General features: G+C 65.9%; 10 protein-coding genes and 1 pseudogene. 2 read left to right on the forward strand and 9 right to left on the reverse strand.

Going from position 1 to position 15,110, the window contains the following annotated elements; genetic code table 11:
* Positions 1–113 precede the first annotated feature (113 nt).
* Positions 114–575 carry a hypothetical protein gene (locus M1R94_RS12010; RefSeq protein ID WP_249381938.1) on the reverse strand — a complete coding sequence of 154 codons (462 nt, stop codon included), beginning with the start codon at positions 573–575 and terminating at the stop codon, positions 114–116.
* Entirely contained in the window at positions 572–1,171 is a 600-nt protein-coding gene (locus tag M1R94_RS12015; RefSeq protein WP_249381939.1) for a helix-turn-helix domain-containing protein, read from the reverse strand. Before M1R94_RS12015 ends, M1R94_RS12010 begins: the two co-directional genes overlap by 4 nt.
* A 681-nt stretch (positions 1,172–1,852) precedes the next feature.
* On the opposite strand from M1R94_RS12015, the gene M1R94_RS12020 reads away from it, so the two are divergent.
* Together M1R94_RS12020 and M1R94_RS12025 are read left to right on the forward strand one after the other, a co-directional pair.
* The gene (locus tag M1R94_RS12020; protein WP_249381940.1) at positions 1,853–2,071 is read left to right on the forward strand and encodes a hypothetical protein; all 219 of its coding nucleotides are present in this window, start codon (positions 1,853–1,855) and stop codon (positions 2,069–2,071) included.
* Positions 2,072–2,841: 770 nt separating this feature from the next.
* Positions 2,842–3,152: pseudogene (locus M1R94_RS12025) on the forward strand (ISL3 family transposase); the annotation flags it as partial.
* Positions 3,153–3,238: 86 nt separating this feature from the next.
* Here M1R94_RS12025 and M1R94_RS12030 read toward each other — a convergent pair.
* From M1R94_RS12030 to M1R94_RS12060, 7 genes are all read right to left on the reverse strand, one after another.
* Positions 3,239–5,854: an NACHT domain-containing protein gene (locus M1R94_RS12030; RefSeq protein WP_249381941.1), complete on the reverse strand. Its 2,616-nt coding sequence runs from the start codon at positions 5,852–5,854 to the stop codon at positions 3,239–3,241.
* A gap of 287 nt (positions 5,855–6,141) precedes the next feature.
* Complete coding sequence (locus tag M1R94_RS12035; protein WP_249381942.1) at positions 6,142–7,935, reverse strand: AAA family ATPase; 1,794 nt, start codon at positions 7,933–7,935, stop codon at positions 6,142–6,144.
* Entirely contained in the window at positions 7,935–8,597 is a 663-nt protein-coding gene (locus tag M1R94_RS20990; protein ID WP_465245963.1) for a phosphatase domain-containing protein, read from the reverse strand. The genes M1R94_RS12035 and M1R94_RS20990 overlap by 1 nt, the downstream gene beginning before the upstream one ends.
* Complete coding sequence (locus M1R94_RS12045) at positions 8,560–11,517, reverse strand: type I restriction endonuclease subunit R (RefSeq protein ID WP_249381944.1); 2,958 nt, start codon at positions 11,515–11,517, stop codon at positions 8,560–8,562. The genes M1R94_RS20990 and M1R94_RS12045 overlap by 38 nt, the downstream gene beginning before the upstream one ends.
* Positions 11,498–11,692, reverse strand: a complete 195-nt coding sequence (locus M1R94_RS12050; RefSeq protein ID WP_249381945.1) for a hypothetical protein — start codon at positions 11,690–11,692, stop codon at positions 11,498–11,500. The genes M1R94_RS12045 and M1R94_RS12050 overlap by 20 nt, the downstream gene beginning before the upstream one ends.
* Positions 11,689–13,110, reverse strand: coding sequence for a restriction endonuclease subunit S domain-containing protein (locus tag M1R94_RS12055; RefSeq protein WP_249381946.1), 1,422 nt, complete (start codon positions 13,108–13,110; stop codon positions 11,689–11,691). The genes M1R94_RS12050 and M1R94_RS12055 overlap by 4 nt, the downstream gene beginning before the upstream one ends.
* Positions 13,110–15,086, reverse strand: coding sequence for a type I restriction-modification system subunit M (locus tag M1R94_RS12060; RefSeq protein ID WP_249381947.1), 1,977 nt, complete (start codon positions 15,084–15,086; stop codon positions 13,110–13,112). Before M1R94_RS12060 ends, M1R94_RS12055 begins: the two co-directional genes overlap by 1 nt.
* Positions 15,087–15,110 lie beyond the last annotated feature (24 nt).

A 15,110-nucleotide genomic window follows, 5' to 3' on the forward strand; every position in this document is an offset into this window, starting at 1 on the left:
GCAGTCACGTAGGGCAGGTCGTGGTTGACGTCATGCATGAGTGTGATTCTGTCGACCATTCGCATGGCACATGGGTTCACCGCGCAGGCAACTCCGTAGCGGACGCGCTGTGATCAGTACGGCGGCATCTGGTCGACGACCTTGGCGGCCATGTCGACGATCGCCTGACACAGCGGAAGGTCGGCCGCGACGTCGTCGGCGGTCGCGGGAAGCTCGTCGAGGTAGTCGCCGGCGTTCCTGGCTCGGCGGATCCGCGTGTACGGCGCGAGCGTTGGCCCGAGGGGCGGGTGGAGCTGGGCGCGCGCTGCGTCGAAGACACCGGTGTGTCCGGCGTCGCGAGTGGGCCGCATCCCCTGGACGAGCAGGATCGCGGTCAGGCCCTTGCGGTTGGCTGCGTGCATCGCGTCGTAGGCGAGCTCGACATCGGTCGCGGCGAGCGTGGCCGCGGACTGCAGGTGGGTGCGGGCCTTGTCGAGCAGGGCGTCGGCTGCGTCGCGGTGGGGCGGCACGCGCTCGAGCTGTCCGGACGCGAGCATCTGGTCGATGACGGCACGTCCTTGTCCCCACGGGTTCATGACGTCAGCCTGTCAGGGTGGTCCGACAGCTCGAGCGGCACGAGCGGGCGGGCGCGGACGGTCGTGACGAACGGGTCGTCCGTACTGCGCCATCGCTCCGGGCTGACGTAGGTGACGTTGACCTCGCGGCCGAGCTCAGGCTCGAGGCCTTCGAGGGCGGCGTCGACCGTGCGGCGATCGGGCGCGCCGACCAGGAGCACGTCGATGTCCCCCGGTGGCCCGCCGGGCTCACCGTGGAAGCGTGCCGCCCAGGAGCCGTGCAGGTAGGCCTCCTCGATACCCGTGATCCCAGCCAATGCCCGCCCGACCAGGTGGCTGGGCCCGTAGGTCACCACGAGCAGCTGGCGTAGCGGCGCGGTCGCGGGGTTGCCCTCGGCCGGGAGCAGGACCTGGGCGCGCCCCACGTGCTCGCCCATCAGCAGCCCGGCGTCCAGGAGTCGACGGGTCTCGCGGTAGACCGTCGGCTCGGGTTCACCGAGGGCGCGCGCCAGGTCCGCCGCGGTGAGCCCCCCATCGCCGGTCAGGACGCGCAGCAACAGGCGCGCCTGGAGCGCAGACCGGAAGATCGGCACGAGCGCGGGAGCAGACGTCCTCATATGGCGCATGTTATCACTCGTCAAACGAGACTCCGATCTGGCGCTCAGGTGCTCGCGTGAGTCAGATCGCCAGTTCTTGCGGGCCTGGTCGGTGCTTGTCGGGGCCCGCAGGCTGACCTTGTTGTCGGCTACCGTCCGCGCGGGAGGGCCGTGACGGGTCCGCTCGTGTGCGTCTTGGACCGCTGACGGCGCAGGTAGGTGAACCAGAGGAGCCGTGTGAGGAAGCCAGCACCTGCGCCTACACCTCGACGCGGGCCCTGGGCCAACGTCTGGGCCGGGCTATGGGAGAGGATCACCACGACCGGGCCACCACGCGCCCTCCCGCAACCCCGATTACGAAACGTCGAGAGCCGCCCCACGACGACAACGCCCGGCGGATCAGAGCTCCGCCGAGCCAGCTCACCGCGCCGTCATGGCCGCCTGCGACTCCTGTCATCGGTCTCCGTCAGTACAGGGCCGCGCCAGTACGGTGTGGGCCACCAACCACAAGTGATCAAGGGGGAGACAGGTGGCCGGCTACCTGCTCGCGACCAAGGCGGCGTGCGTGGGTTACGTCGCTGCCAACTCCGGCAGCCTCACGTTCGAGACCCAGAGGGCCGTCAGGAACAAGCCCTGGATCGCGATCCGGGTCTGGTGCACCGGGCTCCCCCCGGGGTTCCGCACAGCAAGCTGCACGAGCCCGTGAGCGCGCGTGTGCTGCGCATGGCAGGCGTTGCATTGCTGCTGGGGGTGGTCGTCGCCATCGTCGTCGCCCTCCTGCCCAAGCCTGTCCAGGACGCCAACATGATCTGGATCATCCCCGTCGCAACGGTCATCGGCGTGTTCGTCGGCCAGCGGGTGAGCCAGCGAGGGAGCGCCTCCCCGACGTCGAGCGAACCGCCGAAGGAATCGTCGCTCTAGGTATGCAGATCACCTCGCCGGCCAGACATCGCGTACACGTCGGGACGCCCCAGCTTCGCCCGGCAGGGGTGGGGCGTCGGACTCGACCGGTGTCACGTAGACCAGGCTGTGGCCCCCACGAGCGGTCACGAAGGGCTTCCCGGTGCTCGCGATCGTCACCGTCCGCACCTTCCCCCGGCGGGTGTCACCTCGATCGTGCTCAAGGAGATCGATTCGTGGGCGGTGGGCAGGGTGAGCGGCGGCTCAGGAGGCAGCTCGGGCACAGTGCGGTGATCCCGGCACGAGGCGGTCGCACAGCACTGGATGGTGGCGGGGAGGTCCGGGACGACCTCGGCGGGCCGAGCGTTCCGCCGAGCAAGGGTCTCAGCGAGGTCCGATCAGGCCACAAGATCGCCCTGACCTGCGCAAATACTGGAAGCTGGTTCCGGAAAGGGTCTGACCTGCGGGGATGAGCGCCCTGCGAGATCCTCTCTACAGGCGAAGGGGTGCTCGTTCTACAGGCGCAGGTCAGGGGCACGTTTGGCGGAGTGCACCAGGCAGCCACTACTGGTGGTTGGCGGCTACAGGAGCACGGCAAGGGAGGGGCTGGCTGGCGGTGGGTGAGCCGGCAGCGGGCGAGCTAGTCGACGGCGCCCGGAGGTGGGCCGTGCGGGCCGGGAGCTCGCCGTGCCACGCGGCCCGGCTCAGTTCCGGGCGACGACGGTGCGAGGCGCGAGGCGCCCGAACTTCGGCACCCTCGCGGGTCGGTCATCGCAGGAAGTCGGGCACCAGGCGTCGACCTGCTCACCGAACGACAGCCCGGACCCATCACTGCCCTGTTCGCGACCGAGCAGCACGTCGAGGTCGAGGACCTGGGGCATCTACCAGGTTGTGATCGCCGCCTATCGCGACCCCGACCGGGCCAGGGGCCGGGCGATGAGGACCACGTTGATCGCGGGCGTGCGTCACGGCGTCCCGGCCGCGCTGAGCGAGGCGACCACCCCGGGCCGTCCAACGGGCCCTCCGAGGCGATCAACGGCCGCCTCGAGCACCTACGCGGCACCGCCCCGGGTTTCCGAAAGCTCACCACTACACCGCTTGAAGCCTGCCGGAGACCGGCGGCTTCAGAACACGACCACACCATCCTTTGCGATGAGCCGGTTGAACAGCGCCCAATTATGCCGACCCTCAGTGTGTGTGGAAGCGCTCCGCGAGCCTCTTGATGTGGATGTTCTCCGGGTCTCGGTCGATTCCGCTAGCGATGTATCGCTTCGCGCGCGCATCGTCTTTGACTCGGAGCGCGAGCCAAGCCATTCTCGACAGATCCGTAGCTGTGAGCTCGCCCTTCGGCGCGCGATCGAGGACATCGAGAAGGGTCTCACACAGGATGGTGCGGTCGTCGTCGGGCATCGTTTGAAGCTGGTTGTCGGCGTAAAGCTGATTCAGCCGGTATGCCGCCTCGCTCGTAAGTTCGTACGACGAGGTCGGCTGGGTACTACGGCTGACGAGGGCCTGCGCTTCGGCATGAAAGGCGCCCTGTCTGCGGCAAAGCAACGACAGGCGGGTCCACGCAGAAGAGTCCTCCGGCCGTTCCTCCAGGTAGTGCCTGACGGCCTCGCTGGCCTCGCCCAGCCACCGCGCGTCCTGCTGCTCCTCGTAGAGATCTCCCAGAAGCAGCCATGCGGGAGCGTGCTGCCGTGCGATATGTTCAAGCACGGCCCGGTTCGTTTCCAAGACCTCGGCGTCACCCTGCGCCTTCACGGCGATTGCCCTAACGAGGCGTCTGAGGCGAGGCATCAAACCTTGTCGGACATCCGCTTCGCGCGCTGCGCCGAAGAGTCGCAGGAAGTCCAGGTCGGAGTCGATGGCGCTGCGGAGGGCACTGACCTGCAGCTTCTTGCGGCCGAACAACGCCGCGGCGAGCGGGACCGTAAGGAACTCGTCGTTGTCGGGCGTGCGCGTCGCCTCGACCATCGAGCTGCGGATGAGGTGATCAACTGCCCGACCCGTGTCGAGCGGCTCTTCAGCCGCACGAAGCAGCGCTGCCTCAAGCGCGAGACGGGGGACGGCCGAGCGCCAGCCGCAGAGGGTGAGGAACAAGCGCTGGCCAAGGGGTGTGAGCTGGTTGTAGGTGCGTTCGAACAGGGCCTGAAGCACGTCGTCCCGATTCGCGACTAGATCCCGGAAGTTGGCGGGTTTGCCCAGGTTAGCCAGGTCACCGAGAAGGAGCTTCGAAACGTAAGGGTGACCGTCTGACTGGTCGAAAAGATCGTCCTCGAGGGCGGGAGTCATCATCGAACCGATGCCGAGGTGCCTCGCCGTTTGCGCGACGAGCTCGTCGAACTCTCCGCGGCGCATGCCACCAACTTCTACGGGATAGTCGCCCTTGAAGTCGCGCAGTCTGGTCGTGATCAAAATCTTGTTCGGCGGCCTGACGTAGTTGTCTAGCCACTCGTACATCTGCTGTGGGTCAAGGACTGTCTCGAAGTTGTCGAAGACGAACAACAGCGGTTCGTCGTGGTTGGCTCCTAGTTGTTCAGTCAAGAAGTCCACCTTGCGGAAGCCTTTGTCTTGAGCTGCGGTCGGGCGTAGCAGTTCTACAAGCTGATCAGCGATGTCCGGGATGCTGACGACCCTTGGGCGAACGAGCTTCGGACCCATTTCGGTCAGATCGACGTCGCGGGCGGAGAACCACAACACAGCAAGGAACCGCTCGGCGAGCGCCCCGCCCGCAAGTCCGTAGAGAACCTCTAGGGCGAGGGAGGTTTTACCAATGCCACCACGGCCGACAAGTGTGATGACCGCGTGGCGGTCATTGAGTAGGACCTTCGTGAGTTCTTCCTCCAGTTGCGGACGCCCTACGTAATCGCTTCGACGTGGGGGAAGATTCCCGAACAACCCACCCTGCGGCTCCAACGTGCGCTGACCTTGAGTCTCGCTATCTGGCAGGGGCGTTGGCGGGAACCGGAAGTCGGCGGCATCGACGTGCTTGCGCTGGTCTGTGACGTAGGACAGCACCTCGTAGGTTGCGTCGTTGTAGGCGCCATTGCATACGAAGAAGTCCGACAGCTCGACGTCGCTGGTCACGAGACGGACCGGCCGGGGGGTGTCAAAAACGACGTGGATCCCATCAGACAGTGACGCATCGTTAGAGCGCTTGAGGTGCTCGAGGCTCTCGGCAGTGTCCGTGATCGGAATGACGCGGTACTTGCCAGAAAGGTTGCGGTGCAGGTACGCCCAGTCCGCCTGAAATAGCCCGAAGCCGGCAATAACGGCGGACACTGACCGTTCCAGTGGCACAGCCATCAGCCCGCAGTTCGTGGCAGTCGTTGCGCCGTGCCCTCGAGTCTTGTTGCGGAGCCAGGCGAAGTGCCGTGCCCACGCTCGAGCAGAGACCCTCTTGGCGTCCGAGGCGTAACTCGGGTCCAGCACCCTGCAGGCATCGAGGATGCCGGCAACGGCTTCGGTCTGCCAACAGCTGTCCAACGCCAGGTCATAGTTCTTGGTCAGCTCGCCGCTCAGGGTTCGTGCGGAGGGCGCCAGCGTGGCCGCCGCAGGGCCGGTGAGCAGGTCGTCAAGCGTGCTGGCCCAGTCGCCGACACCGCTCGCGCGGACCAAGCCGTGCTCCAGGCGGTAGCGGTGCCGATCTCGGTCGTCATCGACGGCGGCGACCATCCCGGCCACCATCAGCTTCATCGCCAGCTCGCCTAGATACATGAGTTCGAGGAAGAGCGTTGTGTCGTCGCAGTCCGCCCTGGTGTGCAGAATGCGCTGCTGCATGCGCCCGAGCGCCTGGAAGGTCACCGCACGAACGTAGTGGCTTGGGCGCGGTCGGCGGGTCTGCTTCGGGTGCGGTCGACGTCACTCGAGGGCTGACGGTCCTCGGGGCCGGAGGTCGGCATACCGGCGCAAGGCCGTCACGTCGAGCGGGCGTCCCCACAGACTTCTCCACAGTTCCCGGCGTGCTGCACGTTTGAACCCGGCCTCGGCCAGGGTGCGGGCTGACGCCAGCCGGACCCTCGGTGACGACCCGGGATCGATCTTCGAGGTGGTAGCCGAGGCGACACGCGGGGGCAGGACAACTCACACTTTCAGGTCGGCACGACCGACGTTTCACCGCACCGGCACTGGTAGCTCCTGATACCTCGACGTTCAACCCATGCCTTGCAGCGGCCGCAGTGCATTCGCGCAGCGATGTCCAAGACCCCGAGCCCGAACGCCTCTGCCTCACTCCACGTCGCGCTCTCGGCCCACTCGTTGTAATGAGCACCGAGGGCATTCCGGAGGTGCAGCCACCTGTCAACCTCCGCGAACGCTGACGCTGCCGTCGTGCCCTTCATCTCCTTGACTGTGCCGGGCCACAGGTCGCCGAGGGTGTACGCGTCGCCGCGCTTACGCTGGACACTAATCGGAATCGTCCAGCTCATGCGGTCGCAGATCTGCTCCAGCAAGCGCCCAGCGACGCCGCAGACGGTCGCAGGGTCACCGGCGCCTAGGGCAACCCATAAGGGCTGGTCGATGTCGCCGCTTCCACTGGATGCGGCAGCGATGTGTGGACCGTCGGCGAACTCCCAGCGGCGGATGTCGATCTCAGTGACGGGGTGTCCGGCTCGCTGAAATATGTCCCGCAGTTGCGTGCGCCACATGCGATCGTGCACGGTGACCAGGAGCTGCCAGCCCCGGAACTCGCGGACGACTAGATCCATGAGCGCCACGCGAATGCTGGCGTCAACGCTTTGCAGTACGTCGTCCAGGATGAGCACGGGTGACTGGCCTCGCTGGCCGGCGGCACGGCTCACCGCAAGGAAGTAGAGCAATGCGACCAGGTCCTGGTAGCCCTCGCTGAACACCTGCCGCGGCGTCGCTACCGATCCGTTCGATAGGGCGACCTCGACCTCTAGGCTGACTTCGCTCAGACGACCGAACTGCACGGTGATGGCGTCCACGTGGGAGGCGCCCGTCACGCTCCGGAACGCGGTCGTCATCCACTCGCTTACATCGCCGAGGAACAGCTGCATCCTCCGCAGGGCCTCCGCCGCGCCAGGACTGAGCCCGAGCACCTTGGCCCTATGGTTCGCAGCCTTCATCTCTCGGCGGATCGCGTCAATTTCGTCGAGGTGTTGCCTCACGTCACGCGGAACGGTGATCCGTCCCCAGTCGTGGTTGCCTAGGCCCAGGTAGACCTCATTCTTGATCATGAGCATGATCGCCTCGCTGTCGCGCGGCGGCGGCTCGACCTCGAGGCGCCCGGCAAGGCGTGCACCGGCCTCCCTAAGCCGCACCTTGATCTGGTGCCGATCTTCCTCGAGGGCCTCCTGCGCCGCGTTGAGGTGCTGGGGGACGGCGGCGGCGCCTCCGTCAAGGGCGTGGTCAAAGAACAGCGTGCCTCTGCGTATGGCGGGACTGTCTAGGAAGCGAAGGATGTCTGACCGCTTGAGCGACATCGGAGCGCCGCGAAGCGACTCCGGCGTCGACGTTCCCTCGACTCGGAACGCTCCGTCCTCGGCGGGCAGTAGCCGCCGGTGGAGGTGGATGTCGTCGGCGAGGACCGCCTCGACGCTGCAGCTGCCGGCCTTGACGTTGAGCAGGAGTGGGCCCGAGCCACCAGTGACCGCCGCGCGCCCGACCTTGCCCTGGCAGGCCCACTCGACGGCGTCGACGATGGAGGACTTCCCGGAGCCGTTTTCACCAAACACGATGGCGGACTGGGGTTGTCCGTTGCGCCCGGCGAAATTGACCTTGAGCTGGCCTGGCACTCCGCGGAATCCGTCCAGCGTGATCGAGGCTACTTTGAGCGCGTCAGGTCGCGAGTCCCGGGGTGCTTCGTCTCCGGGTGTCCGTGGCGCGCTCCTACCGCCCAGTCCATCGCCACCGGTGGAGGTCATCACGTCCACATCTCCCCGGCCAGGAGTTCGGCGACTTGTTTCGCGGCTGAGGGAGCACTATTGGCCAGGCGGCCCAGGTCGCCGCCCTCGCCCACCTTGATGGTGGCGATCCCGAGCTGTTGCCACACGTTGATGATGCCGTCCCGGTCGTCAAACGCCACCAACGGGGTGTACTCCTTCCAGATCTGGGTACCGATCTCCCATTTGGTCTCGCGGTCGGGCCGGTAGTCCTTGTCTGGGCGAAAATACAGGCGATCGAAGGGGACGCGCCATGCTTTCAGCCACTGCTGAGTCAGTTCGGAAAAGCGGTTCTCCCTGCCGCTGACAATGAGAATCCTGAGACCCGCGTCGTGGAGTAGTGATGCCGCTCTCACGACCTTCGGGTATGGATCGCAGTGGAGAGACTCGCTGTGGAAGCGTTGGAAGTCCCGCTTGAAGCCTGGCTCGTTGTCTGGGGAAACAACGTACTTGCGTATCGGTCGCACATCGCAGAGTGTCCCGTCTACGTCGAAGATCGCCGCGGGTGCCGAGTCTCCTTGGGGTGCCCGGGAGAGGCCGCGTTCGGACGGCACCTCAGGCGCAACTTCGCGCGTCACAGCCGTGATCCGATCCGCGCCGCGCTGGTCATGCGCTCTTTCCGTACGTCTGGCGGAACACAGCATCCGCCAGCCAGGCGCGGAAGCTGTCGTTGTCACTGAACTGCTTGAACAGCTGGGTCTCGTCTCGCATCATCGACAGCACGACGCGCCCGAGGGCCTTGTCGAGCTCGATCCGGGCGTTGACCGGGTCATTGTTCTTCTGGGCGTTCTGGTAGGCGACGTCTTCGGCGACTCTGGCGGGGATCTCCTCGGTGATGCGCTTGCGGACGCGGTCGGCGTCGTCCCACTCGATGTTGCCGAACTGGTCGTTGAAGGACGCCAGGATCAGCGAGAGCCGCTCGAGGTCGGGGTCGGGCTTCATGCCGCCGCCGGCGGCCGGGACTGGGTCGAGCTCGCCGTCTTCGTCGGCCAGGGCGATGGCCATGGTGGTGCGCTTCTCCACCCGGTAGGAGTCCATGTCGACGGTCTCCAGGATCCCGGCGGCGAGGTCGTCCTCCTTGGGGGCGGGGAGCTTGGGCACGAGGTGGTCCAGGAAGATCGACAGCTTCTCCCACTCGACGTTGGAGTACGGCAGGATCGCTGAGAGGAACCCGTAGGTTCGAAGGAACGCCTTCGCTGAGCCCTTGAAGGCGATCTGGTCGTCCTCGTCGAGGTGCTCGATGTACTCGGCGGCACACGCGTCCAGCAGCGGGTCGAGTTGGTCGCGGTCCACCCCGGCCAGGTACCTCTCGACGAAGGTGTCGACGTGCTCAGGGGTGAACACGCCCGACACGCGCAGCTCGCCCGCCAGGTCGTGGAGCTTGTTCGGGTCGGTCTCCTCGGCCAGGACGGTGGTGCGGTAGTAGGGCGCGAAGGACACCTCGATCGCGTCGGCATCGTTGGCAAAGTCCAGGATCGCTACGTCGCGCTTGTCGGGGTGGGCGCGGTTGAGCCGCGAGAGAGTCTGCACGGCCTTGACCCCGGAGAGAGTCTTGTCCACGTACATGGTGTGCAGCAGCGGCTCGTCGTAGCCGGTCTGGAACTTGTCCGCGCAGACCAGGATCCGGTAGGGGTCTTCGCGGATCCGGTCGGGGATCTCCTTGCTGGGGAAGCCGTTGTAGTCGGACTCGGTGACTTTGACGCCGTCGCGTTCGGTGTCGGAAAACGCCACGATCGCCCGGTAGGGGCTCTTGCGTTCGGTCAGGTAGGCGCTGATCGCTTCGTAGTAGTCGATCGCCCGGTCGATGCTCGAGGTCACGACCATCGCCCGTGCCTGGCCCTTGATCTTCTGCTTGGCCAGGACCTGGGTGTGGAAGTGATCGACCATGATCTCGGCCTTGAGGCGGATCGCGTGGCGGTTGGACTCGACGTAATGGCGCAGCTTCTTGGAGGCGCGGCTCGCGTCGAACTCGGGGTCGTCCTCGACGGTCTTGATGAGCTTGTAGTAGCTGTCGACCGGGACGTAGTTGGCCAGGACGTCGAGGATGAAGCCCTCGCCGATGGCCTGCTTCATCGTGTAGGCGTGGAACGGACGGTGCCCCGTCTGCCCGTCGGGCTGCGGGAACGGCTCTCCGAAGGTCTCCAGGGTCTTGTTCTTCGGGGTGGCGGTGAACGCGAAGTACGAGGCGTTGGCCGGCATCTTCTTCGCCGCCATGAGCCGGTTGAGCTGGTCCTCGACTTCCTCACCCTCCACCACGGGCAGCCCCGCTGCGGACAGGGACGTGGCCAGCGCCGCGGTGGCCTTGCCGCCCTGGCTGGAGTGGGCCTCGTCGATGATGATCGCGAAGCGGCGGTCCCGGTGAGCGGTGCCGAGGTTGGCCACGATGTAGGGGAACTTCTGCACCGTGGTGACGATGACCTTCTTGCCCGCCTCGATCGCGGTGCGCAGGTCGGCGGACCGGTCAGCGTGCACGACGGTGGACCCCACCTGGGTGAAGCCCTTGATGGTGGCCTCGATCTGCCGGTCGAGGATCTTGCGGTCGGTCACGACGATCACCGAGTCGAACGCAGCCCCACCCTCGTGGCGAGCGGTGGTGAGCTGATGGGCGAGCCACGCGATCGAGTTCGACTTGCCGCTGCCAGCCGAGTGCTCGATCAGGTACCGCTGCCCCGCACCGTTGGTCTCCACGTCTGCCAACAGCCGCCGCACAACATCGAGCTGGTGGTAGCGCGGGAAGATCTGGGCACTGGTCTTCTTGCCGGTCTGCGGGTTCTTGACCGTGACGATCTGGGCGTAGTTCTCGATGATGTTCGACAGTGAATCCGGCGCGAGGATGCGCCGCCAAAGGTAGTCGGTGGCGAGGCCGTCGGGGTTGGGCGGATTGCCGGCACCGTCGTTGAAGCCCTGGTCGAAGGGCAGGAACCACGACGCCTTGCCCGCCAGGCGCGTGCAGAACCGCGCCCGGTGGTCATCAACGGCGAGGTGTGCCATGCAGCGGCCGAACGCGAAAAGCAGCTCTCGCGGGTCGCGGTCGCGCTTGTACTGCTCGACTGCCTCCTCGACTGTCTGCTTGGTGATGGAGTTCTTCAACTCGAACGTCAGCAGGGGTAGTCCGTTGACGAACACCGCCAGGTCCAGGGCCCTGCCGGTGTCGGTCGGGCTGTAGCGCAGTTGGCGGGTGATGGTGAACCGGTTGAGAGCGAACCGGTCCGCTGCGCGCGTGTTCCCCGGGGTGGGCGTCGGGTAGTACAGGTCGACCGTGTGCGGGCCGTGCTGGATGCCGTTGCGTAGGGCGGCCACCCCACCGTGCTTGGTCACTTCGCCCTGGAGCCGGGCCAGGAATGCCCGCCGGGTGGTCGAGTCCTGCCCTAGGTCGAGGGCCTCGGCGGTGCTGGGCTGGGTGGCCTCCAGGAACGCCGTGAGCTGAGTGAGGTCGACTGCGTGCGCACGGTCATAGTCGCCCGGGTCGCCCTTGACCCACCGCACCGCATCACTAGCAGTGTCGCCGGTCATCTGGGCGACGATCAGTGCTTCGAGGCTCTCCTCATTGAGGCTGGTGACCATCGCCCTGCTCCCCCTGACTCAGGTGCCGCTCGACCTCGAGCAACGCATCAAGGTCACTAGTCTCATCGGCCGTTGCGCGCACGGACTTCAGATCGCGACGGTGAGCATCCCAGTCGGTGTACCGCTCCGCCACGATCGGCCCCCTGACCTTGCGCACCGGTCCAGGCTCGCTCACGCGTCGACATCCTCCAAGAGCCCCGATGTCTCATCGACAAGATCATCCTCGGTGGTTCCGACATCGGCCGCGAGCTCCGTTGGATCCAGGTCCGGGAGCATCGCAGCGATCTGCCGGACATCGAACTGCCCGGTCACGACGTCCGAGCTGAGACGGGTGCGGAACTCGCGGAGCAGGTCGATCTCGCGGCGGCAGCGGTAGATCGCAGCGCCGACAGTGCCGGTCTCCCGGTCAATGTGCGCGACGATTGCGTGCTGTTCGTCCAGTGAAGGCATGGGAATCGCGACCCTCTTGACGTCCGCGAGGCCGAGCCCCTGCTTGGTGCCGCCGTACTCAGCTGCGCCAAACTGCTGCTGCCCACTGACGGAGTGCATGACGTATGCGACGAAACGAGCATGAGCCACATGGGGATGGAGCCTGATCAGGGCGACGTGCTGGTTCACGTACGCGGGCTCACCGAGAGCTCCGCGAACGTGGACGACGTTGCCCGTTAGGGCGCCGGTAATGCAAACAAGGACATCGTCCTCGCGTACCGCGGTCCGCACACCTTCAGCGGCGGGCGGCAGGTCCACGCGCTGCGTGCGCGCGAAGTTGAGGGAGATGTCGCGCCCGAGGTTGCCACTCTGGATGAAGAGTGGTCCGGTGTCGCTGTAGTGCTCGCTCCAGCCGCGAGACCCAGATGTGACAAGAACCTGCAGACGTCCAACGGTCGTGAGTGACCACGCTTCCGGGATGTGGCCAAGGGAGGGGACGCCCGAGTCCTGGAGGGGGACTGTCGGGTCGAGGCCGCGGGTGACGGCGTGGTTGATGATGGACTTCTTCTGCTCGTCGAGCAGGGCGATGAGCTTGCGTTTGGCGGCGATTGCGCGGTCGATGCGGTGGTGGGCGTAAGAGAGGTACTTGACGATCGCCGCCTGCTCGTCGCTGCTCGGGATGAGAACGGGTAGACCGCGGAATCGGTTGATCGAGAGGTCCCACTGCCCGATCCGAACGCCGTCCGATGCAGCAGCGAACAGGTCTACATAGCGGCGGCTGCGGAGAAGGGCCTGGAGGTAGTAGCGATCATCGAAGTCCACTCCGTACACAAAGTACGCAGGGCTCACCAATCCGTCGCACGGGGCAAGGCCAAGAGAGCCCTGCCATGCCTTCATCTTGTTGATCACCAAGTCGCCAGCGCGCGCAACCTTGTAGTTCGTGAGGTCCTCGGGAATTGCGTTGTGGTTGTCGTCACCGGCCGTCCGGACGAACACACCCCGTTCGCGTGCCACAGACAGAAGCGGAAGGTCGGACCCGTTGCGCTCTGAGCGTGGCCGCAGGATCGTTCGCATGGGCTTGACCTTCCAACCCCGTGGTGCCTCGACGAGTCCAGATCGGCCGAGCGGGCTGTATGCGTCATACGGCTTGAGGTCGATGAACATCAGCCGACGATCTCGCTGAGCAGGGTGTCGGTCTCGGCTTCGAGGGCGCGGATGTCGGCCCTGATCTCGTCCAGTGTCCGGAGCGGTGTTGGCTTGTAGAAGTGCTTGGTGAAGCTGATCTCGTAGCCGATCTTCGTCTTGGTCTCGTCGACCCACGCGTCCGGGGCGTAGGGCAGCACCTCGCGTCGGACGAACGCCTCAATGCCGTCGCGCCACTCACCTGCGGGTTCGGTGAGGGGGATCTGCTCTGTGTCGCGCAGGTCCGTGTCGGGCTCGTACTCGACCACCCGAGTCTGCCCGTCGACCAGCGCCGCAAAGCGGCCGAGCAACGGGTCGGCGGGCGTCCCGGCCCGGTGGAGCTTCTTGACGACCGGGGGCGCCGTCTCGTCGGGCTCAGCGGACTCCTTGAGCTTGCGGATATCGGCGGCGGTGTAGACCCGGCTGGCATCCACGCCGGCGAGCCGGAGCGGTCGCTCGACGACCACCTTGGAGTACCCGAAGTCGGCGTTGTCGAAGACCTTGGAGTGCTCTTCGTCGTCCGCGCCGTCGAAGGATAGGAAGCTCGCGAGCACGCGGTCGATGTCCGCAGTGGACAGCTCGCAGTTCTTCTTGCCGAGGTTCTTGCGCAGTGGGGTGGACCAGCCGCTCGCGTCGATGAGCTGGACCTTGCCCTTGCGGTTCTCGGGCTTCCGGTTGGTCAGGACCCAGACGTAGGTGGCGATGCCGGTGTTGTAAAACATGTTCAACGGCAGAGCGACGATGGCCTCGAGCCAGTCGTTCTCGATGATCCAGCGGCGGATGTTGGACTCGCCCTGGCCGGCGTCGCCGGTGAACAGCGACGAGCCGTTGTGGACCTCGGCGATGCGGCTGCCGAGCGGGGTCTTGTGCTTCATCTTCGAGACCAGGTTGGCCAGGAAGAGCAGCTGGCCGTCGCTGGATCGGGTGAGCAATGAGTACTCGGGGTCGCCGTCGTGGGTGACGATGAAGCGGGGGTCGCGGATGCCGGTCTTGCCGCCCATGCGGTCCAGGTCGGTCTTCCAGGACTTGCCGTACGGGGGGTTGGAGAGCATGAAGTCGAACTCCATGCTCGGGTAGGCGTCGTTCGACAGGGTTGACCACTCTGGCCCGCCGACGACGTCGTCAGCGGCCTTCCCCTTGCCCTTGAGAATGAGGTCGGCCTTGGCGATGGCGTAGGTCTCGGCGTTGATCTCCTGGCCGTACAGGTGGGTGGAGACCTGGGTGCCACGCTTCGCGGTGAGCCCTTCGAGGGTCTCCTCGGCCACGGTGAGCATGCCGCCGGTGCCCATCGCGCCGTCGTACAGCAGGTAGGTGCCCGAGGGGATCTGGTCGGCGATCGGCTCGAACATCAGCCGAGTCATCAGGCGTACCGCGTCACGCGGAGTCCAGTGCTCGCCGGCCTCCTCGTTGTTCTCCTCGTTGAACCGGCGCACCAGTTCCTCGAAGACCGAGCCCATGCCGTGGTTGTCCAGCCCGCCGGGGTTGGCTGCGGTGCGCGGGGAGACGTCCAGGGAGGGATCGAGGAACTTCTCGATGAGTGCGCCCAAGCCGTCGGCCTTGGTCAGGCGCGGGATCTGGTTGCGGAACTCGAAGTTGTCGAGGATCTCCTGGACGTTCGGGGAGAAGCCGTCCAGGTACGCCTCGAAGTCGGCCCGGAGCTGGGCCTGAGACCGGGCTGCTCGCAGGTCGCGCAGGGTGAACGGCGAGGTGTTGTAGAAGTCCTGCTCGGCTGCCTGGCGCAGGGCGGCGTCCTGGTTGTCGATGCCGCTGGTGTCCAGCGCGGACTTCATCGTCAGGACGGCCTTCTTCGTCGGCTCCAAGACGCTGTCCAGTCGCCGCAGCACGGTGAAGGGAAGGATGACGTCGCGGTACTTGCCCCGCACGTACAGATCGCGCAGCACGTCGTCGGCGATGCCCCAGATGAACGAGACGATCTTGGAATGGGTGCTGCTGTTCACCGGGCGGTGCTCCTTGCTGAGGGC

This window comes from Actinotalea alkalitolerans (assembly GCF_023369855.1).
In the GTDB taxonomy this organism is placed as follows: domain Bacteria; phylum Actinomycetota; class Actinomycetes; order Actinomycetales; family Cellulomonadaceae; genus Actinotalea.

Coding starts and splice junctions, on each gene's coding strand:
- M1R94_RS12010 (WP_249381938.1), bottom strand. CDS start 575: ATGAACCCGTGGGGACAAGGACGTGCCGTCATCGACCAGATGCTCGCG.
- M1R94_RS12015 (WP_249381939.1), bottom strand. CDS start 1,171: ATGAGGACGTCTGCTCCCGCGCTCGTGCCGATCTTCCGGTCTGCGCTC.
- M1R94_RS12035 (WP_249381942.1), bottom strand. CDS start 7,935: ATGACCTCCACCGGTGGCGATGGACTGGGCGGTAGGAGCGCGCCACGG.
- M1R94_RS20990 (WP_465245963.1), bottom strand. CDS start 8,597: ATGCTGTGTTCCGCCAGACGTACGGAAAGAGCGCATGACCAGCGCGGC.
- M1R94_RS12045 (WP_249381944.1), bottom strand. CDS start 11,517: ATGGTCACCAGCCTCAATGAGGAGAGCCTCGAAGCACTGATCGTCGCC.
- M1R94_RS12055 (WP_249381946.1), bottom strand. CDS start 13,110: ATGTTCATCGACCTCAAGCCGTATGACGCATACAGCCCGCTCGGCCGA.